General features: G+C 63.7%; 24 protein-coding genes and 1 pseudogene. 11 read left to right on the forward strand and 14 right to left on the reverse strand.

Features of this window, described 5'->3' with window-relative positions:
* Nucleotides 1-2: 2 nt before the first annotated feature.
* The 10 genes from J2X44_RS03445 to J2X44_RS03490 all read right to left on the reverse strand — a co-directional run bounded on the left by J2X44_RS03445 (nucleotide 3) and on the right by J2X44_RS03490 (nucleotide 11418).
* Entirely contained in the window at nucleotides 3-2186 is a 2184-nt protein-coding gene (locus tag J2X44_RS03445) for a prolyl oligopeptidase family serine peptidase (protein WP_052182327.1), read from the reverse strand.
* Nucleotides 2176-4713 carry a TonB-dependent receptor gene (locus J2X44_RS03450; RefSeq protein WP_052182326.1) on the reverse strand — a complete coding sequence of 846 codons (2538 nt, stop codon included), beginning with the start codon at nucleotides 4711-4713 and terminating at the stop codon, nucleotides 2176-2178. Before J2X44_RS03450 ends, J2X44_RS03445 begins: the two co-directional genes overlap by 11 nt.
* A 97-nt stretch (nucleotides 4714-4810) precedes the next feature.
* The gene (locus J2X44_RS03455; protein WP_037556225.1) at nucleotides 4811-5800 is read right to left on the reverse strand and encodes a FecR domain-containing protein; all 990 of its coding nucleotides are present in this window, start codon (nucleotides 5798-5800) and stop codon (nucleotides 4811-4813) included.
* Nucleotides 5797-6354 (reverse strand): RNA polymerase sigma factor, encoded by a 558-nt coding sequence (locus J2X44_RS03460; protein ID WP_197411487.1) that lies wholly within the window; start codon nucleotides 6352-6354, stop codon nucleotides 5797-5799. Before J2X44_RS03460 ends, J2X44_RS03455 begins: the two co-directional genes overlap by 4 nt.
* Before the next feature lie 305 nt (nucleotides 6355-6659).
* Entirely contained in the window at nucleotides 6660-7271 is a 612-nt protein-coding gene (locus J2X44_RS03465; protein WP_037556223.1) for a GntR family transcriptional regulator, read from the reverse strand.
* On the reverse strand, nucleotides 7268-8146 hold the full coding sequence (locus J2X44_RS03470; protein WP_037556221.1) for a phytanoyl-CoA dioxygenase family protein: 879 nt from the start codon (nucleotides 8144-8146) through the stop codon (nucleotides 7268-7270). The genes J2X44_RS03465 and J2X44_RS03470 overlap by 4 nt, the downstream gene beginning before the upstream one ends.
* Nucleotides 8143-8769, reverse strand: a complete 627-nt coding sequence (locus tag J2X44_RS03475; RefSeq protein ID WP_037556220.1) for an acyl-homoserine-lactone synthase — start codon at nucleotides 8767-8769, stop codon at nucleotides 8143-8145. Before J2X44_RS03475 ends, J2X44_RS03470 begins: the two co-directional genes overlap by 4 nt.
* Nucleotides 8770-8868: 99 nt before the next feature.
* Nucleotides 8869-9624: a LuxR family transcriptional regulator gene (locus tag J2X44_RS03480; protein ID WP_231729159.1), complete on the reverse strand. Its 756-nt coding sequence runs from the start codon at nucleotides 9622-9624 to the stop codon at nucleotides 8869-8871.
* Nucleotides 9625-9902: 278 nt separating this feature from the next.
* Nucleotides 9903-10754, reverse strand: a complete 852-nt coding sequence (locus tag J2X44_RS03485) for a nucleotidyl transferase AbiEii/AbiGii toxin family protein (RefSeq protein ID WP_212742318.1) — start codon at nucleotides 10752-10754, stop codon at nucleotides 9903-9905.
* Nucleotides 10755-10800: 46 nt separating this feature from the next.
* Nucleotides 10801-11418, reverse strand: a complete 618-nt coding sequence (locus J2X44_RS03490) for an AbiEi antitoxin N-terminal domain-containing protein (RefSeq protein WP_037556215.1) — start codon at nucleotides 11416-11418, stop codon at nucleotides 10801-10803.
* A gap of 129 nt (nucleotides 11419-11547) precedes the next feature.
* On the opposite strand from J2X44_RS03490, the gene J2X44_RS03495 reads away from it, so the two are divergent.
* Nucleotides 11548-11673 carry a hypothetical protein gene (locus tag J2X44_RS03495; protein ID WP_257545241.1) on the forward strand — a complete coding sequence of 42 codons (126 nt, stop codon included), beginning with the start codon at nucleotides 11548-11550 and terminating at the stop codon, nucleotides 11671-11673.
* A 22-nt stretch (nucleotides 11674-11695) separates the two neighbouring features.
* On the opposite strand, the gene J2X44_RS03500 is transcribed toward J2X44_RS03495, so the two are convergent.
* From J2X44_RS03500 to J2X44_RS03515, 4 genes are read right to left on the reverse strand one after another with little or no spacing between them, the layout of a single operon-like run.
* On the reverse strand, nucleotides 11696-12343 hold the full coding sequence (locus J2X44_RS03500) for an SOS response-associated peptidase (RefSeq protein WP_037556213.1): 648 nt from the start codon (nucleotides 12341-12343) through the stop codon (nucleotides 11696-11698).
* A 28-nt stretch (nucleotides 12344-12371) separates the two neighbouring features.
* Nucleotides 12372-12884: a hypothetical protein gene (locus tag J2X44_RS03505; RefSeq protein WP_037556211.1), complete on the reverse strand. Its 513-nt coding sequence runs from the start codon at nucleotides 12882-12884 to the stop codon at nucleotides 12372-12374.
* A gap of 11 nt (nucleotides 12885-12895) precedes the next feature.
* Nucleotides 12896-13225, reverse strand: coding sequence for a hypothetical protein (locus tag J2X44_RS03510; RefSeq protein ID WP_037556209.1), 330 nt, complete (start codon nucleotides 13223-13225; stop codon nucleotides 12896-12898).
* 1 nt (nucleotide 13226) lies between these two features.
* Complete coding sequence (locus J2X44_RS03515) at nucleotides 13227-13418, reverse strand: DUF6771 family protein (RefSeq protein ID WP_037556207.1); 192 nt, start codon at nucleotides 13416-13418, stop codon at nucleotides 13227-13229.
* 234 nt (nucleotides 13419-13652) lie between these two features.
* On the opposite strand from J2X44_RS03515, the pseudogene J2X44_RS03520 reads away from it, so the two are divergent.
* From J2X44_RS03520 to J2X44_RS03565, 10 genes and pseudogenes are all read left to right on the forward strand, one after another.
* Nucleotides 13653-13934: pseudogene (locus J2X44_RS03520) on the forward strand (DUF2958 domain-containing protein); the annotation flags it as partial.
* Nucleotides 13935-14051: 117 nt separating this feature from the next.
* Nucleotides 14052-14696, forward strand: a complete 645-nt coding sequence (locus tag J2X44_RS03525; RefSeq protein WP_037556198.1) for a hypothetical protein — start codon at nucleotides 14052-14054, stop codon at nucleotides 14694-14696.
* A 93-nt stretch (nucleotides 14697-14789) separates the two neighbouring features.
* Nucleotides 14790-19142, forward strand: coding sequence for a strawberry notch-like NTP hydrolase domain-containing protein (locus J2X44_RS03530; RefSeq protein ID WP_058538907.1), 4353 nt, complete (start codon nucleotides 14790-14792; stop codon nucleotides 19140-19142).
* 12 nt (nucleotides 19143-19154) lie between these two features.
* Nucleotides 19155-20201, forward strand: coding sequence for a toprim domain-containing protein (locus tag J2X44_RS03535; RefSeq protein ID WP_037557224.1), 1047 nt, complete (start codon nucleotides 19155-19157; stop codon nucleotides 20199-20201).
* A 438-nt stretch (nucleotides 20202-20639) separates the two neighbouring features.
* Complete coding sequence (locus J2X44_RS03540) at nucleotides 20640-21578, forward strand: DUF2493 domain-containing protein (RefSeq protein WP_037557223.1); 939 nt, start codon at nucleotides 20640-20642, stop codon at nucleotides 21576-21578.
* A 62-nt stretch (nucleotides 21579-21640) separates the two neighbouring features.
* Nucleotides 21641-22570 carry a HEPN domain-containing protein gene (locus J2X44_RS03545; RefSeq protein ID WP_037557222.1) on the forward strand — a complete coding sequence of 310 codons (930 nt, stop codon included), beginning with the start codon at nucleotides 21641-21643 and terminating at the stop codon, nucleotides 22568-22570.
* 9 nt (nucleotides 22571-22579) lie between these two features.
* Nucleotides 22580-22924 (forward strand): DMT family transporter, encoded by a 345-nt coding sequence (locus J2X44_RS03550; RefSeq protein ID WP_197411479.1) that lies wholly within the window; start codon nucleotides 22580-22582, stop codon nucleotides 22922-22924.
* Between the two features lie 36 nt (nucleotides 22925-22960).
* A complete protein-coding gene (locus J2X44_RS03555) occupies nucleotides 22961-23467 on the forward strand; it encodes a DMT family transporter (RefSeq protein ID WP_197411480.1) in 507 nt (168 codons plus the stop codon).
* Between the two features lie 395 nt (nucleotides 23468-23862).
* Nucleotides 23863-24519: a DUF2971 domain-containing protein gene (locus J2X44_RS03560; protein ID WP_037557221.1), complete on the forward strand. Its 657-nt coding sequence runs from the start codon at nucleotides 23863-23865 to the stop codon at nucleotides 24517-24519.
* Nucleotides 24519-26168 carry a hypothetical protein gene (locus J2X44_RS03565; RefSeq protein WP_310087959.1) on the forward strand — a complete coding sequence of 550 codons (1650 nt, stop codon included), beginning with the start codon at nucleotides 24519-24521 and terminating at the stop codon, nucleotides 26166-26168. Before J2X44_RS03560 ends, J2X44_RS03565 begins: the two co-directional genes overlap by 1 nt.
* The last annotated feature ends 49 nt before the right edge of the window (nucleotides 26169-26217 follow it).

Consider the following 26217-nt stretch of genomic DNA (forward strand, 5'->3'; position numbering starts at 1 on the left):
GGCTATCGCCGCTCGGCGCCTCGCGTCTGCACACACCTTGTTTTCCATTGCGCCGCCATTTTCGCCCAGCGGTCGAATGCGCCTCTGTCATCCAGATCCCGGTCGCGCCGATCGCGAAGCCAGAAGTCGAACCACGCCAGATTCTCTTGCATCGCGCGCAGCCGATTGGAGGGGATGTGAAACAGATGGGTCTCATCGGTGGCGGTGGTCTCGCCAGGATAGAGACTGATCTGCGCAGGAACCTTTGCTTCGCGCAGCGCGGCGTAGAAATCGATCGCTCCCGCAAAGGGAGAAGCCATTTGCTGAAGGACCGGAGCACACGCCCTATCGGCACGGAGCGAGGGCGACAGCTGGCGATAGGCGTCGAGGTAACGACCTGAAGGTGGGCCGCCGAAGACGGCGTGATACCCGTCTTTCGGATCTGAATAGGATGCGGGTTCAAGATAATTCCCGTCCCCGCTGGAAGCAGCGCGAAACATCTCCGATTGGGTCATCGCGACATTCACCATCTGCGATCCCCGACTGTACCCGGCAATGCCAATGCGGTCGGGATCGACAATGCCTTCGCTTGCCAACTCGGCGATCGCGTCTTCAAAACTATAGACGCCGTTGATCCAGATCAGCTCGCGCAGCTTTTCGGGACCGAGTGTGCCTGGGCCGCCCGACCATATCATATAGGCGTGCCAAAGCTCAGCCTGCTGCCGAGCCGAGGGGTCGTTCATGAGAATGACGACATATCCGCGCTCGGCGAACAGCTGAGCGGGGTAGTTCCATTGCAGATCGACGTTCGCGAAGCGCTCGTCCGCATCGCTGCCATGAGTGATGATGATCGCCGGGTAGCGACTGCTTGTCTGGTAATTGCGAGGCCAGACGATGAATCCGGTCGATCGGTAGCCGAGCCGGTTTGTCCATTGATGCGGCGTGACGCGCAACGGTGCGATCGAATCATGAGCAGCGGAGAGCGGAGCGATGGCCTGCACGCGCCCGTCTTTCGGTTCGACACGGACGAACCGTGGCGCCTGGTTCAGCCCTTCCTCGACGCAAATGCCCCACGCGAGATCCTCGCGAAAGTCGCAGGCCGTCAAGCTGCCGGGGCGGATCAGCGACGTTGCGTGCCGACCGGTAAGCAAAACCAACCCGTACCGTGGATGCGAGGTCGTTCGCACCCCCAGCAGCGCGCTTAGCCCATCCCCCGAGAGCCAATTTCCTGCCGAACGCGGGTCGCCGATGTAATAGGGCTGGCGACCATAGTGAGTTTTTCGGCCATCGGTGTGCGTCTCCGTGAGGGCAAGCGTCCTGCCGAAACCCTCGCTTGCAAGAGTTCCGCCATTCGGGCCGCGCACCAGACCGATCGCCGGAAAACCCGAACTTTCCTGAATGGGCCGGCTGGCGTTGGTGACAAAGCTCCAGGAAAAGGTCCCGATGCCGTCGGCCCGCTCCGCATCGGATTGCTCTAACTGGTAGCGCGGCCCTTCGTCGGTCCATTCGACATGGCCGCCATAATAGAAAGCAAGCCGGTCGCCCGATGGCCGCGATGCGACCAGCCAGTCTTCGCCCGTCGCCGACCGTATGCGCAGTTCTACGATCGCCCGGACCGGCGCGCGACGCCGATTGCGCTGGCTAACCACCGCGTCGTCGATGGCAACATTGGCCGGTTCCGAACTTGGCTTTAGCGTGGCGTACCAAAGCCATTGTCCGTCGGGAGACCAGTCGTGATATAAAATCCCGATCCGGCGCGGCGCACCGCTTCGCACGGCGAACAGCGCGCCTTCGGTCTGGCCGACGGTAACCTTCGCATCGCGCACCAGCAGCGGTTTGATCGTCCCTTCGGCGTCGAGCGCATAGAGCTGAAGCTCGTCGCCCCGATCTAGCAGTAGGCTCCAGCCCGTGCCGTTCGGCAACGGTCGGAGCTGCTCTGCGCTCGCCGCGCGCAGAATCTCGCGCGAGGCGCGCGAGCGCAGGTCAAACAGATGAAGAATTGAGACGGTCTCATTCTTTTGGAGATCCGCTCGCCGTTCGAGATAGGCGAGCGACTTGCCGTCGCTCGCCAAGCTCAATTCGAACTCCGCCGGGACGGTCACCACATCTTCGAGCGTCCAGCGCCGACCTTCCTCCGCGACGGCCGTCCCGCTGTTAGCGAGACCGACCAACAGAAGAAGCGGCCATAGGCGGATGCTACCAGTCATGCCGAACCGTGACGCTCAGGAAGCGGCCAATTGCTGACCCGTTCGTCGTGTCAAACGGAGCATCGAAAGGCGAGGTGGTGAAGATCGGCTCCGGCTTGCTGTTGAAGACATTCTGTGCGCTCAGCGCAACTTCCGTGCCTGCGCCGAGCCGCAATCGGCCGGTCAGGTCAAGCGTTGTCGATCCGCTAAGTTTGATGGCTGCCGGACGACGATTGTCCGTGACGCTCGCGCTGTGATTGAGAAAGGCCGCGAGCGAGAAGGCCTTGTCGCTCAGCGTGAGCCCGCCGCGCGCCCGAAAATGCGGCGGGCGGAAGATTGTTCCCGCGAGGTCGGTCACCGGCAGGCCGGGAAGCAATTGCTGACTGCTGTCGAGCCAGGTGGCTCCGGCGTTCAGGCTCAGCTGCCGGTCGCTGCCAAGCTGGGCATCATATCGTACCGCGATGTCGACGCCGCGATATTTCTGCCGCGCGATATTGCGGTCGCGAGCATCGAGGAAGGCGACGACGCGCGCCGGGTCGTAGGGAGACCCCGTAATGTTCTGGAGCCCGCCATCGGCACCGGCGAAGATGGTGTCGAGCAGGGCCGGCGCAGGATTTAAGGTAACGAGATCAGCAAAGATCGGATTGTTCAGAACCCCGGCGCCCGAGGCGAGCGGCGGCGCAACGCGATCCTTATAGTCGATCCGAAAATAGCTTGCCGAAACCTCAAGACCATGGAGCGGTTTCACGGTCGCGCTGAAGGTCCAGTTTTCGGAGCGTTCAGGCTCGAGCTGGTCGTTCGGCCCGAGAGCATAAGCGACGGTCGAACCAGCGGGAAATCCCTGGCCGAAGCCGCCGACCGGCACGAGCAGCGCAACATAGCCGGAATATTGTTGATAGAGCGTCGGAAGTTTGAAGGATTTGCCCCATGACACCCCCAGCCGGACCTGCTCGACCGGATCATAGACGAAGCTCAGCTTCGGGGTGACGATGTCGCCGGAGTCCGAATAATCCTCATAGCGCAGCGCCCCGGTCAGCGAAGCGCGGTGCGCAAAGGCCAGATCCTGATCGGGGTCCGCGATCGGCAGTAAAAGCTCGCCATAGGCGAAATGATTGCGGCGCGAGCGTGAAAAGCTGCGGGTTCCGATTTCGGATTTGAAACGGTTGGTGCGATAGCCGCCGCCAAAGGCCAGTCGCGCGGGGCCCGCGGGGAGCTCGAACAGCGACCCCTCCAGTCCCGCCTCCACCGCGATATTCCGGTTGAAGAAGTGCCGCGCGGTGGCAGTGCTCGGCGCGCCGCCGCTGAAGTTCTGGCTGATGCCATCGGTCGTGTCGGTGCCGAAAAACGCGCCCGCTTTCAGCTTCCAATTGGCCGACAGTGCGGCCGACAGCGTCGGTGCGACGCCAAATGTTTCGAACTTGGTGCGCGCCTCAAGCCCTGAGTTTCGGAGCGGCTGAGCGACCGTGAAACCGGTCGCCGACTCCATCCTTCCGCGCTTGTAAATAAGATCGGCAGCCAGGGTGACGCCGCCGCCAAGCGACTGGTGACCGCTCAGCAGAACCGCGTGTCGGCGAAGGGCAGGGAAGAGCGTCGAATCGGGGTTGTTGGCGAAGGCATAGCTGCGATCTTTCGCCCGGATCGCGGTACCGTGCGAATAATCATAGGCCGCGATGATGCCGCCGTCCGACCAGCGCGATCCGCCGAGAAGATTATATTGGTGCTGGAAATTGCCGCCGTCGGTCGAAAGGCCGAGCCGGGCGCTGGTCGATACGCCCTTATAGTCGCGCTTGAGAAGAATATTGACGACCCCGGCGACCGCGTCGGCGCCGTAGATGGCCGATGCCCCATCGGCCACGACCTCAACGCGGTCGACCGCCGCGATGGGAATGGCGCTGACGTCGATCACCGAATTGACGCTGCTGTAGGCAAAGCGATTGCCGTTGATCAGCGTCAGTGTCGCATTGGGACCGATACCGCGCAGGTTGAAAGTCGATGCGCCATTGGCGTTCACGTTTTCATTCGCGGCGCCTTGCGAATTTCCGATCCCGGGATTCTGGCCGCCGCCGAAATTCTGCGGCAAGCTGCGCGCCACCTCGCCAAGATCGGCATGGCCGGAGTTGCGGATGTCTTCCGAGGTCACCCGGATCACAGGGGTTGCCGTGGGCGCGCCCGTGATCCGTGACCCCGTCACGACAATCGGCTCGGCCTCGGTCGCGGCGGCATTTTCGGCGGAGGCGAGTCTGGAAATGACCACCGAGCCGACCTCGAACCTTGCGGTGAGCCCGCTACCTTTGAGGAGCGCCTCGATTGCTTCGCGGCTCGTCAGCTCGCCTTTCAACGGCGGCGCAGTCTTTCCATCAAGATCGCGCGACGATGCGTAGAGCTCGATGTCGGCAATCGTGGCAGCGCTGCGCAGCGCGTCGTCGAGATCCTGCGCGGGCATATCGTAGGGCTGGCGCTGTTGCTGCATGGCCAGCGCAACCGTAGGTGAAAAACAGGTGGCACTGCCGACCAGCAGCGCGACCAGCGAACGGGACTTCTTCAACATTATCACTCCCCCATTTCCTCGGCCGTGCTTCAGGCAGGCGGCCAGTGGGGGTGCGTTGACGGGGCGAAGGGGAGCCCCTTAGTCTTGGGTGAAAAAATTATCGGCGGCGAAGATGGATGGCTCTCGCCGTGCGTTCGACCCTGAGACCGAACAGGGTTGCGATCCGTTCAGCGAAAGCATCGGTCTCGCTAAGATGGAAGCGGCCGGAAACCTCAAGCGCGGCGCTCGCCGCATCGTCGATCACGATCGGGATGACGGCATAGCGATTGGCCTCCGCAACCAGTCGGTCGAGCCTTATCGAACGATATTCGGCCCAGCCTTCGGGCCAGTTTGCGGGAATGTCAGACGCTTGGGCCATACCGAACTGCAACTTGCCATCACGCCGATAGGTCAGCGTCTTTCCCTGTGACAACGCGGTCGCAGGACCGGTTTTGGCGTCTGCGCGCAGGCCGGCCTCGCCGCGCCGGAGGGCCGCACTGACCGTTCCGGCCTCGTCGAGGCTAAGGTCGATCTCGGCATCGTTCGCGATTGCTGCGCCTGTCCCGGCGTCGATATGGAGCGGTTTAGCTTGCTTGGCGATGGAAAGACGGACCCTGCCCTTTACCAAGCGGACGCTGCGGTCGCCGTCTCCGAACGCGACGTCCAGCCGGCTGTCGGTATCAAGCGTCGCGCGCGAGCCGTCGGCAAGCCGGAACGTGCGGATCTCGCCGCGCTGCGTAATCAGGGGTTCGGCGGCGCGCGCGGTGGACGCACTGCCGGGCTGGCCGGGAAGGGAGGCGCCTCCAGCCCCGAATGCTACAATCAGCAGCGCGATTGCGGTCGCGGCGGCGCCCCATGGCAGCCAGCCGCGAACCCGGCCCCGCCGCGCTTCGGCATGGCTTGTTCCGTGGCGCTGCGAGGTCTTGAGAACCGCCATGGCCGCCATGCGGCGTTCGGCGCGGCGGTAGGCTTCGCCATGATCGGCCGATGCGAGGAGCCACGCTTCAAACTCTCCGCGCAGCGCGCCGGCGTCCTCGCCGCGCATCTTGATCAGCCACGCCTGCGCGACCTCATCGACGGGATAGTTGCCGCCGCTTGTGCTCGTCATCGGCCGCCGTCCACCAACTTTGAAATCTGACCGAGCGCTTTCATCATATGATATTCCACCGTTGCGATGCTGATGCCCAGCAGTTCGTGTATCTCGCGATAACTGAGTTCGTCCACCCGGTGCATCAGGAAAACGCGGCGCGTTTTTGGCGGCATGGCGTCAACCGCCGTTTCATACAATCGCAGCAGGTCCGCGGCTTCGAGGTTCCACTCCTGCGCCGCAGGCGTCGCGCCGTCGCGCTCCTCGCGAAGCGGAAAGAAGATCGCCCGCGCGGACTTCTGGCGCCGCGCGCGATCGATAAGGAGATTTTGGGCGATGCGGCGAAGAAACCCGCCCGGATTGATGAGCTGGTGGCGCTGTGCGCTCCCCGCGGCGCGAGCAAACACTTCCTGCACTAGGTCCGGTGCTTCCTCGGCTCCTGCTTTGCGGCGAAGGAAATGGAAGAGCGATATGCGATGGGTCCGATATATCGCGTCCAGATCGTGCCCGGCTTCTGGACGCTCATCGGCCGAAGGGGGACGATCGGCCGGATGGGCATGGCAGGCCGAGGACACCGAAAAGGGGTGACGCGGCGGCGCACGGTCGCCGCAGGTACAGGAAGACACGACAGAAAATCCCGGAGGCACGAACGGGACCAGCCGGCATTCGCCAGAGACCCGTCTTCCAGTGCAGTGCCGCCGTTTGGTCGCTCGCGCGAACCATGGACCGGTTGGGCCGCCGGTCCGGTCAGGGACTGGCGCATATGATGCCTGGCGAAATATTCCGCGCAGGAACTGCCAGCGATGCTCCTGCGCCGTCGAATCATGTCAATTGTAGGCGGCGCTGACAAGCAAAACGTCACTCCCATTTCGGCCAGCGATCATGGCTGTCGACCCGGATGGCCGGCGAGCGTTCGGGCGTAGCTGGCCGCTTCACGCGCGCGCCGCTCGTGATAACCGAGCAGGAGATTGCGAACCTGCGCTTGCGGCTCTGCATCGGCGAAGGCGATCGCGATCGCGTTATACTCTGCGTCGATGTCGGCAAGGATCATCGCGTCGAAATGACGCGATAGCTGAAGCCTGTCGCCGATCGCTGCGATGCTCGCGACGATCTCGCTGTTCGCCGAGCGCTCCGCGATCGCCAGGAACAGGTCCGCGATGCGGTCGGGATAGGGCTGGTCAGCGGGGACCGAAGTTGCCGAGCCTTTTGGCGCCGTCGCAAGCGCCGCGAGCAGCAAGATCAGGTGCAACTCGAGCAGGTCGCGAAACTCGGTTTCGGTCAGCCGATGAACGTGAAAGCCCTCGCCCGGTGCGAAATCGACCATCCGCTCGCCATTGAGCCGGTAGAGACTGTCGCGAACCGGGGTAACGCTGACCCCGAGATCTTCGGCGAGACGGGCCGCTTCGATCCGGGTGCCGCTAGCCCATTCTCCGCTCATCAGCTGACGCTTGATCGCCTCATAGGTCGGCTCGAACACGTGTGCCGGGCTCATTTTTCGTTCCTTTCCGCAGCAGCGAATTCGGACACGGCGTCGGCCTGGTCGGTACGGAGCGCGTCGATCGCGCCGATATGCGCCGGCCGTTCGTCTTGCAGCAGGATCGATGGGCATTGCCCTTCGTAATTGCCGAGATTCGGGCGGTGCTGCGCATAGCCGGCGAGCGCGGCCAGTTCGGGAGGAAACGTCCGGGCGACCTCGGGCGGATAGGCGAGCCACAAATTCTCATAGGGCTTCAGCCATCCCAAGCTGTAGCTGACGAGCACGCCGCGCCGGACCTCTTGGCTGAGGTTCGAGCCCGCCCCATGCGCAGTCGATCCCAGAAAGCATATCGCCGCGCCCGGCTTGCCTTCGGCGAAAATGGGTTGCCCAAGATCAGATTTCGCCATCCCCTTCACGCCGTGGCTCTTCGGAAAGATGCGCGTTGCGCCGTTTTCTTTTGTGAAGGGTGTCAGCGGCCAGAGGACGTTGACGAGATATTCCTGGGTGCCGTCGGCGCCGCGCCACATATCCTGGTCGCGGTGCGGGAACTGCCGCACTTCGCCCGGATGGATTTCGATCGCCTGTGTGAGGTTGAGCTGGATCCGGTCGCAGCCGGTGCCGAGAATGGTCTCCACGGCAGAAAGGATGAGCGGGTTGAGTACCAGTGCGGCCATGTGCTCCGATCGCTTGAGCAGGCCGCCGAAGCGCTTTGTGCGGCGGCCGTAGAAATTGCCTTCACAAAAGGGCGTCGCGGCGAAGATGGGGTCGAGATCCCTTGCGAGCGCATGGACACGCGCGACCGCCTCGTTGCGAATTATGCAATAGCCTTTGCGGCGCAGCTCCTCGAAGAGCAGGCCAGGCAGATCGGCTTCGGTCAGATCCTTTTTCATCGCCCCGCCTCCCCGCCTTCTTCGAACTTGAGGACAAGCGGCGCATAGGTGCCGGTGCGCTGCAATCCGGGGAGCGTATCCTCGTCGATCGCTATGCTGAGGGCGACTATCCGGCACGCGCTATCCCGGTGAACGGGACCCAGCGTGCGGCATGTCCAGCCAAATTTGCTGATCGTGTGATACCAACCGGCTTCTGCGACACCGACATATTCGCCTATGCCGTGGCGGAGAGCATAGTCCGCCAGCGCGGTGACCAACTGGTTGCGCGCGTCGCGGCGCTCGGTGGGCGTTTGTCCGGGGTCGAGGCAGAAGCGACTGATCTCCCACACGCCTTCACCGGACGGCGCCCCGTCGGCGCAAAGATGCGAATAGATGTCGCCGAGCAGGTGCGGCGCCGTGGTTGGCAGCAGCCGCGCCGACGCCCGGTGGCGCAGATCATCGGGATCGAGCAGGATCAGGTACCGCGCGTCCGGGGTGTCGAATTGGTCGAGCTCGAAGCGGCCGTCGAGGGCAGGCAAATCCCATTGCAGCTTGTCGATGAAGACCTGCTTGCGGGCGGCGAACATGGCGCGAAGCGCCGCATTCCCGGGCGCATCCTGCGCCCGCGTGGATTGAGTGATCATGATGGTTCCTTGGCTTGTCGGTGCCAGGATCAGACCATCATTCCCACCGCGCGGCTATGCCCAGAAATGGGCAATCCCGGGACGATTTATGTGCGAGCGTCAGAGCGGGCGCCACCAGTCATAGACATCCGAAAAGCCGATGACGCCGTCGAACAGGGCGCAGAGGATCAGCATTTGCCGACAAGGCACTGAATAGCGCTCGCGCGCGATCTTGAGATGACGGACCACGGTCTCTTCGCTGATGCCGAGGATGCTGGCGGTCTCGCCAGCAGTCTTGCCGCGGGCGGACCAGAGCACGCATTCGCGCTGCCGCTCGGTCAGCGCCGCCCGCGGAGTATAGGAGCCTGTCCCGATGAGCTGCCGCGCCGCGGCGAGCGCCACGGCGCCGACGATCTCGGCGGCGTGGAGCATCTCGAGCGGGATCCTGGCATTGGGAGCGACGGCAAAGGAGCAGCTTCCGGTCGCTTCGCCAGGCAAGTGCCGCGGCACCGTGAAGCCGTCGCCGATTCCGCTCTCGCGGGCGACCTTCAGCAACTGCCGGTCACCGCGAGAAAGCGGGATGTAGTGATCGACATTGCGCCATTGAAAACCCGTCATGGATTTTTCGCCGGCGCGCCGGATCGGGTCGGTGCCGCTGAGATCGAAGCCGACATAGACATTCGCCCAGGCGTCGGGATAATTATGCACGAGCATCGATGCACCCTCGCCGCCGCCGCCGCGGCGATCGAAGGCGAGCGCGAAAAGATCAAATCCCATGCGGTCGGCGGCGTTCGACAGGGCGGCAAAGAGCCGTTCTTCCTTGTCGGCGCCTGATATGTCGTGTGCGAGTTCCTCCGTCAGATTAAAATGCTTCACGTCGATTCATCGGCCGCCGACGCGTTCCCGACCCGTCCGCCCGCGATCCGCTCCATGGCTCATCGCTCCCGTTTCCTCTCCGGGAGACAATGAAGTTGGACAAGCTGCGCGATGGTCCTCGCACTGCGGCGGGCGGGTGATACCTCAGCCTCTATACGCAATGCCGATCGCCTCTTCGGTGTAACGACAGGAAATCACCTGATAAAGCGGCTTGGTGCACCAATCGGACCCAGATTGACACCTAATGCCTTAATACGCCGACCGCGGCGGAGCCGGCGTCACGCACCGGCGGCATCTGGAGTCGAAGTGGCGATCGAAACGTCATGGGCAAGCAGTCGTTCGCAGCTCGGCGCGACAAGGCCCCAGACCGCGTCGATCACGGCGGAGAATGTCACGCCTTCAAGCTCAAGGCTCGCGGCATAGGCATCCCATTGCCGCCGCTTGTCGCCGTCTTCGAACATGGCAGCCGAGAGCCCCGGCGGACGGTCAGCCGGGATCGGCGTGCCGCGTCGATCGAATGTCGCCGCAAGTGCTGCGTCGAGCGCTTGAGCATTGATGTCGCAGGCCTGCGGAATCGCCCAGAGGTCGTAGAAATCCTTCATGCGACCATTGGCGATCCCGAGCGCTACCATCGCCTGAAATTTCTCTGCGATGACGCTTGTCGGCGAATAGGTGCGGATCTCCGGATCGGGAAAGTCCAGCAGCGTCGCGAAGGAAGTCGGCGGCGCCGGATCCGAGAGGGCGTCGCCAAAGCCGAGGTCGATCGTGATCGGGATGCGCGTTCGTTCGAGAAAGGCGGTCGTTGTTAGCCGCATGCCGCCATATTCGGCTCCCTCGCGGATCGGCCGCGCGGTGAGTGCGTCGATATCGAAAGTCAGCCCGTCAGCCGCCTCGATTTTCATGATCGCGCCGAAATCCGCTATCAGCCGTTCGGCGCTTGCATCGCCGAAGGCGAGAAAGTCGGCGTCGCGGGTGACTCGATTATCGTCTTCGAGCCAGAGCGTGACGAGAAGACCGCCTTTGAGAATGAACTGGTCCCGTAGCGGCGAGAGCGACAGTCGGTAAAGCAGGCGCTCGAGCGCGAAGCGAACGAGCAGAACGTCGAAGGGCTGACGCTCCTTGCGCGCCAATTGGAGCAGCCGGTCCTTGACCGAGGCTGCCAGATTGACGGGTGCCTTAGCCATTGAAGCTGAGCGCCTCGAGATAGGGCTGCATTCGCTTCCAGACCCCGCCCGCTGCCGCGGCCTCGGCGATGTCACCGGGACTCGTCTTGCGCTGGTCGAGCGCTGCGCGCAGACTCTCGACCGCAACCGAGCGATCGACGAGGCGCGGATTACGGAACAGGTCGGCCAGCGTTTTGGGAACCGAATAGATGGGAACATCGACCCCGGCGACCTTGTGATGCTCGATCCCCTGGCGTCGATATTTGTCGGCGAGGCGGACGATCCGGACAGGCGGATAATCGATGACCGGTGCCCAGTCGCTGGGTCCTATTGCTACCCAGACCCGCCGCGGCATCTGGTCGGTGAGCCCGTGGAAAGCGAGCGCCGATACCATGGCGATAACCCCGTTCGGGATGCGCTTGGTGATTTCGGCGAGGCCTTGGTCGGTGTCGATCGGCGCGCCGTGAAGCTGATAGAGTCCTCGCGCGATACGGTCGATGTCGCCACTGTCGACCGCGCGAGCGATGGTTTCGGGTGCCACGCCTGCGGCGCGTAGCTCGCGCGCGCGCAGGATCGGATGCGCGCCAAAGAGCGCTCGAAGCGTCTCGCCTTGCGTTATCGATGTGTGCATGTGACAAAACCTCTAACTTAAATGCGATGTATCATAGGTTTTGTCACATGTCATGCAATGATTATGGCGTTCGGAGATGGCCCCGATTCCACTATTTCCTACATTCACCGGTCATGGCATGCCGGTCAGATGGATCAGGAACCGAAATGGAAATCGCGCGCGCTGGCGATCGAATTCTGGTTCGCCGCTGTTCTCGTCGGCGGCTCCTTCATTGCCGGCCTCATCGGCGCGATCCGGTCGCTATTCGGCGGGTGACGTCGCCCCGCTATCCAGCTTCTCAAAGGAGCGTCGGGGCATACGCGCTCGGGGGCTTGCGGCTGAACCACGGGACGTCGGTCCGCTCAACCTCCAACCGGCTTGCCGGATATTGGGTAACGAGCTTCATTGCCTCCTCAGCCGAAGCTTGCAGCCAGGCGTCATGATCGGCGGCGTGAAGAATGACCGGCATCCGGTCGTGAATGTCGAACAGCTCCTCGGTCGCATCGACCATCACCATCGTATAGCAATCGCCCCACTCGTTGGTCGGACGCCAGAGCCCGGCGCAGGCGGCGAGCGGCTGGTCGACGACGCTTAGCCAGGTTCGCGTCATCTTGCCCTTCTCGCCTTCGGCTTCGGCGAAGGCCGTGATCGGGATCAGACAGCGCTGGGCGGGATTGGTAAACCATGTTCGCCAGAAGGTCATCAGCTTGTCGTCGCGGGCATTGTTGACGGGCTTGGGCTTGCTCGTCGGTTTCATATGCTTGAGCCGCACCGGGAAGCCCCAGGTCATCGACTGGAGCGCGCGCGTGCCCGCGTCGTCACGGACCACAAATCCTTGTCCGCCGGGATAGACTTCGCCGGGTTGCGCATTGGTGAGCGGACGCCGCGCACCGAACGCCGAGGCCACTTCGGCGACCGAAGCCTTGAGGGTCACGAGATTGCACATGGCGGCGAGTCCCCTTGGGTGGTTTCGGTCAGGCCGCGCCGAGCATTTCGTCGAAATTCTGCTGGATCGGCGGCATGATGCTGAAGCTATTCTTGGGGAAAGGTCGCAACATGTCCAGCGGCGGCCGCGCCCCCATCAACCAGTCGAACCAGTCCTCGGGGCGGACCACGCCGACGTGGCGATCCTTGTGCGGCGCCAGATCGTCATAGGCCGGGACGGTGAGCACCGCGAAGCTCTCAGGCCACAGGCGGTGCGCCGGACGCCAGACCGCTGCGATGCAGAAGAAAGGCTCGTCGCTGATGAGGCTTGCGGCGTAGATCGTCTTGCCGCGCTTCACGAGGCCGAACTCATTGGCGAGCAGCAGACAGGGGCGATCAATGATCGCGGTCTCGGACTTCAGGAGCGGGATCTGGAATATATCGGCATCGCGCGAGGGCAGCCCCCACAGCATCTCCTTCTCGCATTCGCGCTGGCCGTTCCACACCATCACGCGGTGGAGCTTGCCGATGCCGACCAGCGCGTCGTCCGTCTCGATATCCATGAACTCAGTCCTCAGGCGCGGAAACGGCTGAGCGCGCGCTTCCATTCGCGTTCTTCGGGCATCGGCAGGGCGATGTCATCGGGGCTCGGGTCGACGAGCTCGATCCGCACCGGGCGGACGCGCTTGCCCGTCCGCGCGCCGCAGCGAACACACCAGAATTTCTGGCACGCCTTGACGAGATTGCCGTCCCACATCCTGCACTCGAAGCGCCACCAGATCCCATAGGGATTGAACGTCGCACTATGCCCGCAGCGGCAAACGGGCTTGATCGCCCGAAACCAGGCCGCGGCCTCGAAGACATGCGTGGCGCGATGCTGTCCGTCCTTTGTCCATCCGCCCACGTCACAGGGAGAGTCCAAGCTGGTCGGGGCTTGCGGGCTCCGCGCCGGCACGGACGCTCTCGACGATCGCACGGGCGAGTTCGAACGCGGCCTCGACACGGATGTGATTCGTCGGCGCGGTGATACCCACGCGCGCCCAGCCAGGGGCGGAAAGGATGGTCTCTGCGACTCGGGCAGTATCGATATTGTCCATGCCCTAATGAGAACATAGAGAGAACAATTTGGCAAGTGGGTGACCGGGACAGCGCGGGCGGCCTGCGTGGTCAGCGGGCGCTTGCTGCCGCTGCCGCCCGTCGCCGCCCGGTCCGGGGCGCGCGGCCGCCACCGGCAACGCCAGAAACCGGCGAGGAAGAGATGGCCCGCCCCTGGGCGGCGGACCGCGCGCGGCGAGAGAGGCTCGCCGCCGGTCGCCCCAGGAGAAAGTACCATGAAACTCTTGACCCCCGCGCTCGAGGCGCAGCTTCGCGCCAATCTGGCCACCCGGATCGACACGCTTTCGCGCGGCGAACGCGAGCCGGACCCCAAACCGGTCGTCCGCCTGTTCAGCCCCGTCGGCGCGGCGACCTGGCTCGCGACCGAGATCGATGCGGACGGTATTTTCTTCGGCCTCGCCGATCTCGGCTTCGGCTGCCCCGAACTCGGCAGCTTCGCGCTGTCCGAACTCGAGTCCGTCCGCCTTCCGTTCGGCCTCACGATCGAACGCGACCTCCACACGGGCGATGCCCCTGACTGACGCCTGTCCAGACCATCGTTCACCGACTGCGAAAGCCCGGCCCGCGCGCCGGGCTTTCGCCTTTTCTGGCTCTTGACGCGAGAGGAAGATGTCATGCCCTCGATTATCCAAACGACCGTGTGTTGCCTTGATGAACTGCCCGAGGCCGCAAAGGAGAAGGCACGCGCCTGGTATCGCGAAGGCGGTTTCGACTATGACTGGTTCGAATTTGTTTATGAGGACTTCGAGCGCGTCTGCGACATATTGGGGGTCCGTCTCGACATGACCTCGGTGCGCCTCTTCGGCGGCGGGACGCGCCGGAAGCCCTGCATTTGGTTTTCCGGCTGCTGGAGCCAGGGTGACGGCGCCTGTTTCGAAGGCGATTACAGTTACGCCAAGGGCGCGTTGGCGACGATCCGCCGCTACGCGCCCAAGGATGTCGAACTTCATCGCATCGCCGATGCCCTTGGCTCGATTCAGCGCCGCAACTTCTATCAGCTTAGCGCGCGCATTGGCCATCGCGGTCGCTATTATCACGAATATAGCATGGACATTGTCGTCGAGCGCGACAGCCCCGTCGTCCAGGATATGACGGCTGACGCCGAAGAGGATGTAAGCGAGGCGCTGCGCGACCTGGCCCGCTGGCTCTACGGGCGGCTCGATGACGAATATGAGCATCTGACGTCCGACGCGGCGATCGACGAGATGATCCGCCTCAACGAATATGGCTTCACCGAGGATGGGGTTCGCTTCGGTTGAGAGGGAGAGGCGGGGCCGGGAGGGGGAACCCCCGGATCCTGGAGAGAGCAGCGGGCGGTTCATTCCTGCCCCGCTCTCCTGAGGATTTCAGCCATGCATATGACCTTCCCCGATGCGGCGCGCGGCGCCGCGGCGGCCGCTCGTCCCAGCTCGGTCGCGCCAGCTTCCCGGCGCCTGCTCGATGCCGCTCAGGCGCTTCAGCCTCTGCTCGAGGCGGGCCACCCCTTTTCCACGGCCCAGCTGCGCGAGGCGATGGCACGCGCCTTTGGCGCGAGCGATGCTGCCGGTGCGTGGGACTGGAAGGCGGCTTATGATGCGTGCGAGGCGGCGCAGATCCTGCTGCTTCGCCGCTACGGCGGCGCGCTTGCGACGCAAAACCGCTCGCCGCAACGCGTGCTTGCGATGTGGGAGCGACTTGCCGCGCGCATTCCCACCCAGACGCGCCGCTCAGAGGAAGGCCAGTCACTCCAGCAATTCTCGACGCCTTTGCCGCTCGCCTTTGTGGCGGCGCACGCGGCCTCGATCCATGCCGGAGACCGCGTGCTCGAACCCTCGGCCGGGACAGGCATGCTCGCGATCCACGCCGAACTTGCGGGGGCGAGCCTCGCGCTCAACGAGTTGGCCGACGGTCGCGCCGAGCTTCTCGAGCTACTGTTTCCCGCCGTGCCAATCACGCGTCATGATGGCGCGTCGATCGACGACCGCCTCGACGCTTCTTTCGTCCCCGACGTCGTCCTCATGAACCCGCCCTTCTCCGCCACGGCGCACGTCGACCGCCCGATGCGAGGCACTGCACTTCGCCATATCGCCTCCGCGCTCGCGCGGCTCCGCGACGGCGGTCGGCTGGTCGCGATCATGGGGGCGAATTGCGCACCCGATGCCGCGGCCTTCCGCGCGGGGTTCGTCGGGTTACAGGAGCGGGCGACGATCCTGTTCTCCGCCGCGATCGCTGGAAAAGTCTACGCCAAGCACGGCACCACGACCGCGACGCGACTGCTTGTTATCGACAAGGTACCCGTGGCCGATCCATCGATGCTGCCGGCGAGCCATGGCGAAGCGCCCGACCTGGCGACGCTTCTTGCCTGGGTGACCAGCCATGTTCCGCCGCGGCCTGCCCCGCCGCCCCCTGCGCCAACAGCGGCAATGCCATTCATGCGCGACGCAGCGGCTTCTCGGGGGCCTCTTGCCAGGGGAGCCACGCGTCCGGAGAAGACCGCGCGCGTCGCTTCGGGCGAGCTTGTCTATGAGACGATCGAGTGGTCACCGCCCGTCGGACAACTTGGCGAGGCGATCTACGAGCCCTATGCGCTCCAGTCCTTGCGCATTGCGGGGGCGTCTCCCCATCCGACCGCGCTCGTCCAGTCGGCGGCGATGGCGTCGGTCGCGCCGCCGCGCCCTTCCTATCGGCCGCATCTTCCCGAAAATCTCGTTAGCGACGGCCTCCTGTCCGACGCGCAGCTGGAATCGGTCATCTACGCCGGCGAGGCCCATGCCGGTCATTTGTCGGGCGCCTGGACGGTCGACGAGACCGCGGATGTCGTGAGTGCGGCGAGCGACGATAATGAGGCAGCGGTCCAGTTCCGGCGCGGCTGGTTCCTTGGCGACGGCACCGGCGCCGGCAAGGGCCGACAGGTCGCGGGGATCATTCTCGACAACTGGTTGAAGGGCCGGCGCCGCGCGCTCTGGATCTCGAAGTCGGACAAGCTGCTCGAGGACGCGCAGCGCGACTGGTCGGCGCTCGGGCAGGAGCGCCTGCTCGTCACGTCGCTGTCGCGCTTCCGCCAGGGTACGCCGGTCCGGCTTGCCGAAGGCATCCTCTTCACCACCTATGCGACGCTTCGCTCGCAGGGCCGCGAGGGCAAGGCGAGCCGCATCGAGCAGATCGCCGAATGGCTCGGGCCTGACTTCGACGGCGCGATCATTTTCGATGAAGCCCATGCGATGGCCAATGCGGCGGGTGGAAAGGGCGAGCGCGGCGACCAGAAACCGTCGCAGCAGGGGCGAGCGGGATTGCGACTTCAGCACGCGCTTCCCGACGCGCGCATCGTCTATGTCTCCGCGACAGGGGCGACGACGGTGCAGAACCTCGCCTATGCGCAGCGGCTCGGCCTGTGGGGCGGGAACGACTTTCCGTTCGCTTCGCGCAGCGAGTTCGTCGCCGCGATCGAGCAGGGCGGCGTGGCGGCAATGGAGGTGCTCGCGCGCGACCTCAAGGCGCTCGGCCTCTACGCGTCACGGTCGCTGTCGTTCGATGGGGTCGAATATGAGCTGCTCGAACATAAGCTCACCGACGAGCAGCGACGCATCTACGACAGCTATGCCGGTGCCTTCCAGGTCATCCACAACAATCTCGCCGCGGCGATGGAGGCGGCGGGGGTGACGAGCGCCGAGCATGGCACGCTCAATGCGCAGGCGAAATCGGCGGCGCGATCGGCATTCGAGAGCACCAAGCAGCGCTTCTTCAACCATCTCATCACCGCGATGCAGACCCCGAGCGCCATCGCAAGCATCGCTCGCGACATTGAGGCGGGCCATGCGGCCGTCGTCCAGATCGTCTCGACTGGGGAAGCGTTGCAGGAGCGCCGGCTCGCCGAGATCCCGGTGGAGGATTGGGGCGACGTGTCGGTCGACATCACCCCGCGCGAATATGTGCTCGATTATCTCGCGCACGGCTTTCCGGTCCAATTGTTCGAACCCTGCACCGACGGCGAGGGCAATCTTGCGTCGCGGCCCGCTTATGACGAGGCCGGCAATCAGATCGTCAGCCGCGAGGCGTGCCGGCGGCGCGACGCGATGATCGAGAAGCTCGCCGCGTTGCCGCCGGTGCCGGGCGCGCTCGATCAGATCGTCCAGCATTTCGGGACCGAGACGGTCGCCGAGGTGACGGGGCGCTCGCGTCGCATTGTCCCGCGGACGGGCGACGACGGAGATGTGCGTTTTGCGGTCGAGACCCGCCCCGGCAGTGCGAACATTGGCGAGACCCACGCCTTCATGGACGACGAGAAGCGCATCCTTGTCTTCTCGGAGGCCGGGGGAACGGGCCGCTCCTATCATGCCGATCTCGGCGCCAAGAACCAGCGGCGGCGCATTCACTATCTGCTCGAGGCAGGATGGAAAGCGGATGCCGCGATCCAGGGCTTCGGGCGGACAAATCGAACGAACCAGAAGCAGCCACCGATGTTTCGTCCGGTGTCGACCGACGTCAAGGCGCAGAAGCGCTTCATATCGACGATCGCGCGGCGGCTCGATTCGATGGGGGCGATCACGCGCGGCCAGCGCCAGACGGGCGGGCAGAATATGTTCCGGCCCGAGGACAATCTGGAATCCTTCTATGCCCGCGATGCGCTGCGCCAACTCTATCTTCTGATCGTGAATGCCAAGGTCGAGGGCTGTTCGCTGCTGACGTTCGAAAGTGCGACGGGGCTGTCGTTGCTCGATATCGATGGCTGCCTGCGCGAGGAACTGCCGCCGATCACCACCTTCCTCAATCGCATGCTTGCCCTCACGATCGACCTCCAGAACATCCTGTTCGAGGCCTTCGAGGGTCTGCTCGTGCATCGCATCGAGGCGGCGGTTGCTGCGGGAACCTATGAGATCGGCCTCGAAACCCTGCGCGCCGAGAGCTTCGCGGTGAACGCACGGCAGACGATCTACACCCATCCCGGCACCGGGGCGGCGACGCAGCTTCTGACGATCGAGCGCAAGGAGCGGGTGCTGCCGCTCGATCTTGACGATGCACTGGCGCTCGTCCGCGAACGCGGCGGCGAACTGCTTGTGAACCAGCGCTCGCAGCGTGCTGCGGTGAAGCTCGGGGCGCGCAGCGTGATCGATGACGATGGCGCAATCCACCGCCGCGTGCGGCTCCATCGGCCCCTCGACGCCAGCCACATGCTGCTCGCCGATTTCGTCATGAGCCATTGGCAGCCTGCCGACCGCGATCAGTTCGCCGATGTCTGGAAGGCCGAACTGGCGGACATTCCGGATTACGAGACGTCGACCCTGCACATGGCGTCGGGCTTGCTGCTGCCGATCTGGCGGCTGCTGCCAAAGGAATCGTCGCGCGTCTACCGGCTCCAGACCGACGAGGGCGAACGCATCATCGGGCGCAAGGTCTCGCCGGGCTGGGTGGCATCGGTGATCCGCGACACGCCGTGCGACCTCCCAAAAGACGAAGCGTGGCAACTTCTGCAAAAGGGCGAGGCTGTCTTGCACCTTGCGGAAGGCCAGATGCTGCGCCGCGTTCGCGCCATGAACGACTGGCGGATCGAGCTGTCCGGCTTCAACGATCTTGGTGTTGACCGGCTGAAGGCATTTGGCTTGATTTCCGAAATCGTCTCGTGGCAACTGAAGCTCTACGTGCCGGCAGGGGCTGCTGGCGCCGACGTGTTCGCGCGGCTGGTTGATCGATTTCCGATCCAGCGGATCGCGGATCGCAAGGCCGCCTGAAGGAGCCCCGCTATGGAAAGTCCGGTCCGTGAACTTGCGCGTCGTCTCGGTGAAAATGCCGAGGCGGCGTGCCGCCAATACCTCTCGAACGGTCGCCGCGAAGGCCATTATTGGATGGTCGGCGATAAGGGCAATGCGCTTGGGCGCAGTCTTTATGTGCGTCTCGCCGATGGCGATGGTCGCCGCACGGCGGGCAAATGGACTGACGCCGCGACTGGCGATCATGGTGACCTGCTCGACATCATCGCCGCCAGCTGCGCGCATACGAACCTCGCTGAAACGCTCGCCGAGGCGCGGCGATTTCTGAGCTTGCCTCCATCCGACGCGGGCACGCAGGGGCCGCGTCCGCGTCCGCGCCGGGCGCCCGCTGGCAGCCCGGAGGCGGCAGCGCGGCTTTGGGCGGCGTCGAAGCCCATCGCTGGGACACCTGTGCGCACCTATCTGGCGGGCCGTGCGCTTCGGCACGTCGGCGATGTGCCCGCGCTGCGATGCCACCCGCACTGCTATTATCGCCGGTCGGAGGAGGATGGCCCGTCGGTCAAGTCGGCCTATCCGGCGATGATCGCTGCGGTGACCGACCTCGGCGGCTCGCTCATGGGCGTTCATCGCACATGGCTTGATCCGCACCAATCGACCAAGGCGCCCGTGGCTTATCCGCGGCGCGCGATGGGGCATTTGTTGGGTCATGGCGTCCGCTTCGGGCTCTCGGGCGAGGTCATGGCATTCGGTGAGGGCATCGAAACCATGCTCTCGCTGCGCGAAATCGCCCCGGCACTACCGCTCATCGCCGGGCTGTCGGCCGCCCATCTCGCGGCGCTGGAATTTCCTGCGCCGCTTCGCCGCCTCTATGTTGCCCGCGAACGGGATGCAGCGGGACGCGCTGCATTCGCCGCTCTTGCCGAGCGAGCCGTCCAGCTAGGGATCGATATCCTGCCGCTCGATCCGGCGCTGGACGATCTGAACAGCGATCTTATGCAGATGGGCCATTCGCAGCTCGTCGCTTCGATCGCCCCGCAGATGCACGTCGTCGATGCCGAGCGGATGCTCGATGCAGCCTGATCGCGCCTGGCGCCAGCGGCGCAACGCCTCCAGCAGCGCGGCGGCGAATTGGGACGTCGCAATCGCGCGCGCCATCCTCATGATGCCCGAAATCCCATAGTTGTTTCGGAAAGCGGTGTGTCACCTCGCCGCGGGGATCGGATCAAGCCGGTCCGGGAAGGGGAAGCCCGATCAGCCTGTTCTCGGGAGGCCGCGCCTCGGCCTTCGCTGGAGGGCGACTGCGGCAGCGTGCGCGGGCCGTGCAATGGCTCTGCTCGCGGCTATTTTCCGCCGGGGCTGGCGCCCCTTTGCATCGCGAAACAAAATAGCCGCGAGCCCGCCATCCTTCGCTGGCGCTTCGGCCGCGCGGGGTGCCGCGCGGTGCGAACCCGCACCCGCCGCCGCCGAGGCGTCGCCGCGAAGGCCGCGAGAGGCGCGGCCCCAGACAAGAGAAATGACATGATCGACCTGTCAGACCTTCCCGAACGCGGCGAACCGCAGCAACCCGGCGCCAGCGCCTACCTCCTCCAGGAAATGCAGCTTTACGGTCATAGGCCCTATGAGGACGAACCCGACGCACGGCCGCTTCCAGACGACCGGCTCGCTGGCGGCGCCGTCGCCGATATCTTCGACGCATTGGCGGGCTGCCTGGTCGATACCCGCATCGAGCCCGATCTTGAAGATCTGCTCTGGGGCATCGTCAATATCTTTCACCGCGCCGGCGAACGGATCGAGCGCGAGCTCGACCGCAACGAACAGGCGCAGCGCGAACTCCAGCGCGAGCAGGATGGAAGCGAAATTCGCTCGGTCGAACTCGAGCGCGCGATCGCCGAGGGCATCACGATGATCGAGCGGCGCGACACGATGGAATTTTTCCGCGAATGCGCCGCCGAGCAGTTCCGCATCCATGCCCGCAAGGCCTGGACCCCGCGCACTGGGTCGCGCGTCCGTCACAAGACGATGACCGCGGCGATGATCGACAGCCGCGACTTCATGGACAAACGCCTCCGCGAAAAGGCCCAGGCCCTGATCCCCGAGGGAACGCGCATCGCCTTCAGCGGCGGACCGGCGTGCAACGATCACCGCCACATCTGGTCGGCGCTCGACAAGGTTCATGCGCGTCATGCCGACATGGTGCTGATGCATGGTGCGACGCCAACCGGCGCCGAGCGCGCTGCGGCCTGCTGGGCCGATGCGCGCGGCGTGCCGCAGGTAGCGTTCCGGCCCGACTGGAACCGGCACAAGAAAGCGGCGCCGTTCAAGCGCAACGAGCGGCTGATCGATGCGATGCCCGCCGGGCTGGTCGTCTTTTCGGGCACCGGCATCCAGGACAATCTTGTCGACAAGGCGCGGGCGTTCGGCATTCCGGTCTGGGATTTTCGGCTCAAGGAAGCCTGAGTTGTCGATTTGGATCTGACGGCGCTTGCCATCCGGCGAGCAGGATTACAGGATGAAAATCAATGAAAACCGATCTCGATCATCTTCCGGCGAACAAGCAGCGCGAGCTCGAACGTGTGAAGGCGATCATCTTCGAAGAATTCGAGGATGCGATCGCGCTCGGCACCATGGGCTGGAAAAAGAAGGGTCGGATCGACAAGGTCATCCTCTACGGCAGCTATGCGCGCGGTGGCTGGGTCGACGAGCCGCACACCGCAAAGGGCTATCGTTCGGACTTCGATCTCCTGATCATCGTCAACGACAAGCGGTTGACCGACAAGATCGACTTCTGGTCGAAGCTCGACGACCGGCTGACCCGCGAGCTTGCGATCGACAAGACGCTGCACACGCCGGTCAACTTCATCGTCCACACGCTGCAGGAAGTGAACGATGGGCTGGCTCACGGCCGCTATTTCTTCATGGACGTCGCGGGCGACGGGATCGCGCTCTACGAATATGACGACAAGGAATTGCACAAGCCGAAGCCCAAGACGCCCGAGCAGGCGCTGGCGATGGCGCAGGAATATTTCGACGAGTGGTTTCCGCTCGCCATGCAGCGGTTCGAGCTGTCCAAGATGGGCCGCGAAAAAGGGTTTCTGAAGCCCGCCGCGTTTGACCTCCATCAGAGCAGTGAGTTTCTCTATCATTGCGTGCTCTTGGTCTGCAATTTTTACACGCCCCACGTCCACAACCTGGGATTTTTGCGCACGCAAGCCGAGCGATTAAACATGCGGCTTGTCGATGTTTGGCCGCGCGAGGTGAAGGCAGACCGCGCGCGCTTCGAGAAGCTCAAGGAAGCCTATGTGAAGGCTCGCTACTCCAAACATTATCGAATCAGCGAAGAAGAATTGCTCTGGCTGGCTGGACGCGTGGAGGAGCTGGGCCGCGCCGTGCATGCCATCTGCTCTGAACGGATAGCGAACCTTGAAGAAGCTGTGCAGGCTCCGGAGTAGACCCGGCACATGCGCGTTCGTGACTTCTTCCTTCTCGTCGCCGTGTGCCTGATCTGGGCATTCAACAATGTCCTGAGCAAGATTATAGTAACGGACTGGGCGGTCCCGCCGCTTTTCTATGCGGCGCTACGCTTTGCGGTCGTCGCGATGGTCATGTGGCCATGGTTGCTGCCGATGCCGCGGCCGGCATGGCGGATTGTTGCCATCGCCCTGTGCCTGGGCGGCGGAAGCTTTTCACTACTTTTCGTCGGTTTGCAGACTGTCTCACCTTCTGAGGCCGCGATTATTCTGCAGCTCGGTGTCCCCTTTACCATGCTGCTCTCGGTGCTGGTGCTCGGCGAGCGTATCTACTAGCGCCGCGGACTGGGCATCGCGCTGACATTGGTCGGCGTGCTGATCGTGACCTGGCGGCCCGGTGGACTTTCGCTTTCGACGGGGCTCTGGTTCGTCGCCGCCAGCGCCTTCGCCGGCGCCGCTGGCGCGGTGCTGATGAAGCAGGTTGATGGCGTCAAACCGTTCCGCTTTCAGGCCTGGGTGGGACTGGTGTCGGCGACCGTTCTGACACTCGCTTCGATCTTGCTTGAAGACGGTCAATGGACGGCGGCGACGACCACTGGACGGCCGCTTGTCGCCGCTGTCGTATTCACGGCGCTGATCGTGTCGGTCGGTGCGCACTCCGTCTATTACCACCTCATCGACCGCTATGAAGCGAACTTGCTCGCACCGCTGACATTGATGACGCCGCTCGCGACGATCGGGCTCGGTGTGCTGATCACCCACGATCATTTCGATATGCGGATGGCTATCGGCGGCGGGCTGGCAATGCTCGGTGCGTTGATCGTGGCGCTGCGGCGCAAACCAGCGACGAAATTGCTTGTCGAACGGGAGCTGCGATAGTCGGGGAAATTCGATCCGCATCGCGCGTATGGTGAAGAGTTGCTGCGACGGTCGTTAACCGATGGCGGGGGGGGGGGGGCGATGCAAGATACGTGTCAGAACTCTGGCTAAAGTGATTTTGTGTTGCGCCAATGCATCAGTCACGCGTAATTCCGTTACGGAATACTGATTTCGATGGCGTGCATTTTTTGCTGCTGTATGCGCCCCGATGCGACCCAAAAGGAGGGCTCCTCCATTCAACTTTGGCGGCCTTTTAGGCCGCCTTTTTTGTATGTCGGCTTTGCGCCTGTTTGTCGCTGTCCAAGTGAAAGAAGCGCGGATCCGAAAGCGGTCATTCATGGACTCGGCCCAATTGGCTATTGGCTGGCACTCCGTTTCTCGGCAATTCTAGCGCGATGCGCGTTTACCACTTCGTCAACTGCGAATACGGTCTCCAGGACATCGCCCGAAGGCGGTTGAAAGTCGCGACTCTCGCTGACGTGAATGACCCGTTCGAGATGCTTTCGTTGAACCTGAAAGATAGTGGTCTCCGCGCCACCTTGGGCAAGGCCCGAAAGGAATTCGGTGAGCGGCGGGGCATGCTGTGCTTCAGCCGAGGCTGGCGCAACCCGGTTCAGTGGAGCCACTATGCAGACCATCACCGCGGGTTGTGCCTGGGCTTCGACGTGCCTGACCGGCTGCTGCGGGATGTGCAGTACCGGAAGTCCCGCGCCGCCGTCGATGCCACCGTCATCGATGCGCCCGGGTTCGACATGGGATCATTCGTGCTGAAAGCGCTGGACGTGAAGTTTGTCCATTGGACCTACGAGGATGAAGTGCGCATGATCGTCGACCTCGAAACCTATGATGATGCGTGCCGGATCTGGTATCGCGGCTTCGATGGCGACCTAGTCCTGCGGGAGGTCATCGTAGGCGCCGACTGCCCCGCGACGCGCGCTCAGGTCGCAGAGGCGCTTGGCGATGGGGCGCGGGGGGTTGTAGCGCACAAGGCGCGCCTGGCATTCGGGACGTATCGCGTAGTTACGCAGCGGAGGGAGGATCTGTGGCAGTAATGGGTGGTTCGGAAGGCGAGGCGAGGGCCGAGGGCGATGGCGTTCCCGTCGTCTTGGATCTTCCTAACGATGAACTCGGCGCTGCGGCTGAAGGGCTTTTCATCTATCTTTGCCCGCGCGCGCTTATCGTCTGTAACAAGAGTGACCGCGACCGTTCGGGATGGGATTTCGTCGTGGACCTGCCTATGCAGGACGGCATCCTGGACCAGCGCAGCAAGACGACCTGTCATGTCCAGCTAAAGGCCACGAAGTCGGTCGGGACTGGCAATGTCCAACTGCGATTGTCCGCCGCGGACTTGCTTGCGAAAAGCCCGCTTCCCGCGGTCATCATCGTCTTCAGGATGAGGCCCGATGGCACGCCGATCAGGGGCTATGTCGTCCATCTTCTCGGCAAGCCGCTTGAGAAACTGCTCCGCAGGTTGAGGCACGAGCAATTCATCGGAAACCGCGATATCAACCGACAGTCGATCTCCTTCGACTACCGCAAGCTCGGCCACCCCTTTGAGGTAACGCCGCAGGGCCTTCGCGCAGCGATCGAACGGGCATGCGGCCCAGATCCTGCCGCCTATTCAGCCGAGAAGCTCGGCCAGCTCGCGGAACTGGGTTACGGTGATGACCGCATCGTCGGCGACGTCTTCTTCAGACCGGACAGCGACGAGCAGCTGACCCGCGTCGTGCTCGGCATGGTTCCGCTGAAGCCGTTGGCTATTCAGGCCTTCGACAATCGCTTCGATATGCCGGTGCCCTATGATCACGACATGCTGAACGCGGTTGAGGAGATCATGCTTTCGCCTCCCTCAGCCGGTGGTTGCGAGATCGTGGTGACCGGCGCGCCACTGACCCCGCCTGCTACCTTCCACGCCGAGATATTCTTCGCGCCTCCCTTCGACGCGCGCCTGCGGATGCTCATCCGTCACGCCGACTTCAGCTTCCTGTTCCATGAGCGCGAGGCGGGCTTCGAGACCAAGGGCATCTTCGAGCAGGGCGGCCGGACGCTCGACGACCTCGTGATGCTGCTCCGCGCAATGGCCAACCTCGCCTCGGGCGAAGGTGCAATCGTAATGAGCGGTGACGACGGTCGCTTTGGCCCGATCAAACTGCCTATGAGCAATGTGCTAACCGGCCCCGACGTCGAGGACCTGCCGGCGCTTTACAAGATCGCCTCCGATTGGCGGCGGTTGCTTGAACTGGCCGGCGTGCGATCCAAGGCCTCCCTCGCGATTGGTGACCTGTGGGACAGCCGCTGGATCCAGCTGGCTGCGGATCTGCTTCTTCGGGCAAAGCCAGAGGCTCGGTTCGCATTCGACACGGATACAATCGCGGGGGATGGGGGCGCCTTAAAGGCGATCTACTTCAACAGTGCCGAGCTCGCGGGCGACGGCATTAGCTACGGCGTTGAGATTGAACTTCAGCCCACCACGCGTGATCAGCGCGTCTACAGTTCGGTATCCTTTCGACCAATTGACGTGCGGCCGATGGTCCCCGATCTCTATGAGTACATGGAGGAGCTTGCATCACGATATGAGCATCCAATCATGATTCACCCCGATCACCTGCGGGAGGTCGGTCCGGAGCGGCTTGAGGTCGCCGAAGCCGTAGGTAACGGATCGGATTCTGGTCGGGAAACGCCGCTCCCTAGCCGTCAATGACCTCAACGGTTCCGGTTTATCGGCTTGATGGACCGCGGACGCCCTGAGC

It is taken from the genome of Sphingopyxis sp. BE259, assembly GCF_031457495.1.
In the GTDB taxonomy this organism is placed as follows: domain Bacteria; phylum Pseudomonadota; class Alphaproteobacteria; order Sphingomonadales; family Sphingomonadaceae; genus Sphingopyxis.

What these genes read in the sequence shown, in the direction of transcription:
- J2X44_RS03505 (WP_037556211.1), bottom strand. Translation starts at nt 12,884, where the DNA reads ATGGATATCGAGACGGACGACGCGCTGGTCGGCATCGGCAAGCTCCAC.
- J2X44_RS03535 (WP_037557224.1), top strand. Translation starts at nt 19,155, where the DNA reads ATGGAAAGTCCGGTCCGTGAACTTGCGCGTCGTCTCGGTGAAAATGCC.
- J2X44_RS03500 (WP_037556213.1), bottom strand. Translation starts at nt 12,343, where the DNA reads ATGTGCAATCTCGTGACCCTCAAGGCTTCGGTCGCCGAAGTGGCCTCG.
- J2X44_RS03455 (WP_037556225.1), bottom strand. Translation starts at nt 5,800, where the DNA reads ATGACGAGCACAAGCGGCGGCAACTATCCCGTCGATGAGGTCGCGCAG.
- J2X44_RS03445 (WP_052182327.1), bottom strand. Translation starts at nt 2,186, where the DNA reads ATGACTGGTAGCATCCGCCTATGGCCGCTTCTTCTGTTGGTCGGTCTC.
- J2X44_RS03470 (WP_037556221.1), bottom strand. Translation starts at nt 8,146, where the DNA reads ATGAAAAAGGATCTGACCGAAGCCGATCTGCCTGGCCTGCTCTTCGAG.
- J2X44_RS03515 (WP_037556207.1), bottom strand. Translation starts at nt 13,418, where the DNA reads ATGGACAATATCGATACTGCCCGAGTCGCAGAGACCATCCTTTCCGCC.
- J2X44_RS03495 (WP_257545241.1), top strand. Translation starts at nt 11,548, where the DNA reads ATGGATCAGGAACCGAAATGGAAATCGCGCGCGCTGGCGATCGAATTC.
- J2X44_RS03465 (WP_037556223.1), bottom strand. Translation starts at nt 7,271, where the DNA reads ATGAGCCCGGCACACGTGTTCGAGCCGACCTATGAGGCGATCAAGCGT.
- J2X44_RS03490 (WP_037556215.1), bottom strand. Translation starts at nt 11,418, where the DNA reads ATGCACACATCGATAACGCAAGGCGAGACGCTTCGAGCGCTCTTTGGC.
- J2X44_RS03530 (WP_058538907.1), top strand. Translation starts at nt 14,790, where the DNA reads ATGCATATGACCTTCCCCGATGCGGCGCGCGGCGCCGCGGCGGCCGCT.
- J2X44_RS03550 (WP_197411479.1), top strand. Translation starts at nt 22,580, where the DNA reads ATGCGCGTTCGTGACTTCTTCCTTCTCGTCGCCGTGTGCCTGATCTGG.
- J2X44_RS03525 (WP_037556198.1), top strand. Translation starts at nt 14,052, where the DNA reads ATGCCCTCGATTATCCAAACGACCGTGTGTTGCCTTGATGAACTGCCC.
- J2X44_RS03565 (WP_310087959.1), top strand. Translation starts at nt 24,519, where the DNA reads ATGGGTGGTTCGGAAGGCGAGGCGAGGGCCGAGGGCGATGGCGTTCCC.
- J2X44_RS03540 (WP_037557223.1), top strand. Translation starts at nt 20,640, where the DNA reads ATGATCGACCTGTCAGACCTTCCCGAACGCGGCGAACCGCAGCAACCC.
- J2X44_RS03560 (WP_037557221.1), top strand. Translation starts at nt 23,863, where the DNA reads ATGCGCGTTTACCACTTCGTCAACTGCGAATACGGTCTCCAGGACATC.
- J2X44_RS03475 (WP_037556220.1), bottom strand. Translation starts at nt 8,769, where the DNA reads ATGATCACTCAATCCACGCGGGCGCAGGATGCGCCCGGGAATGCGGCG.
- J2X44_RS03545 (WP_037557222.1), top strand. Translation starts at nt 21,641, where the DNA reads ATGAAAACCGATCTCGATCATCTTCCGGCGAACAAGCAGCGCGAGCTC.
- J2X44_RS03450 (WP_052182326.1), bottom strand. Translation starts at nt 4,713, where the DNA reads ATGTTGAAGAAGTCCCGTTCGCTGGTCGCGCTGCTGGTCGGCAGTGCC.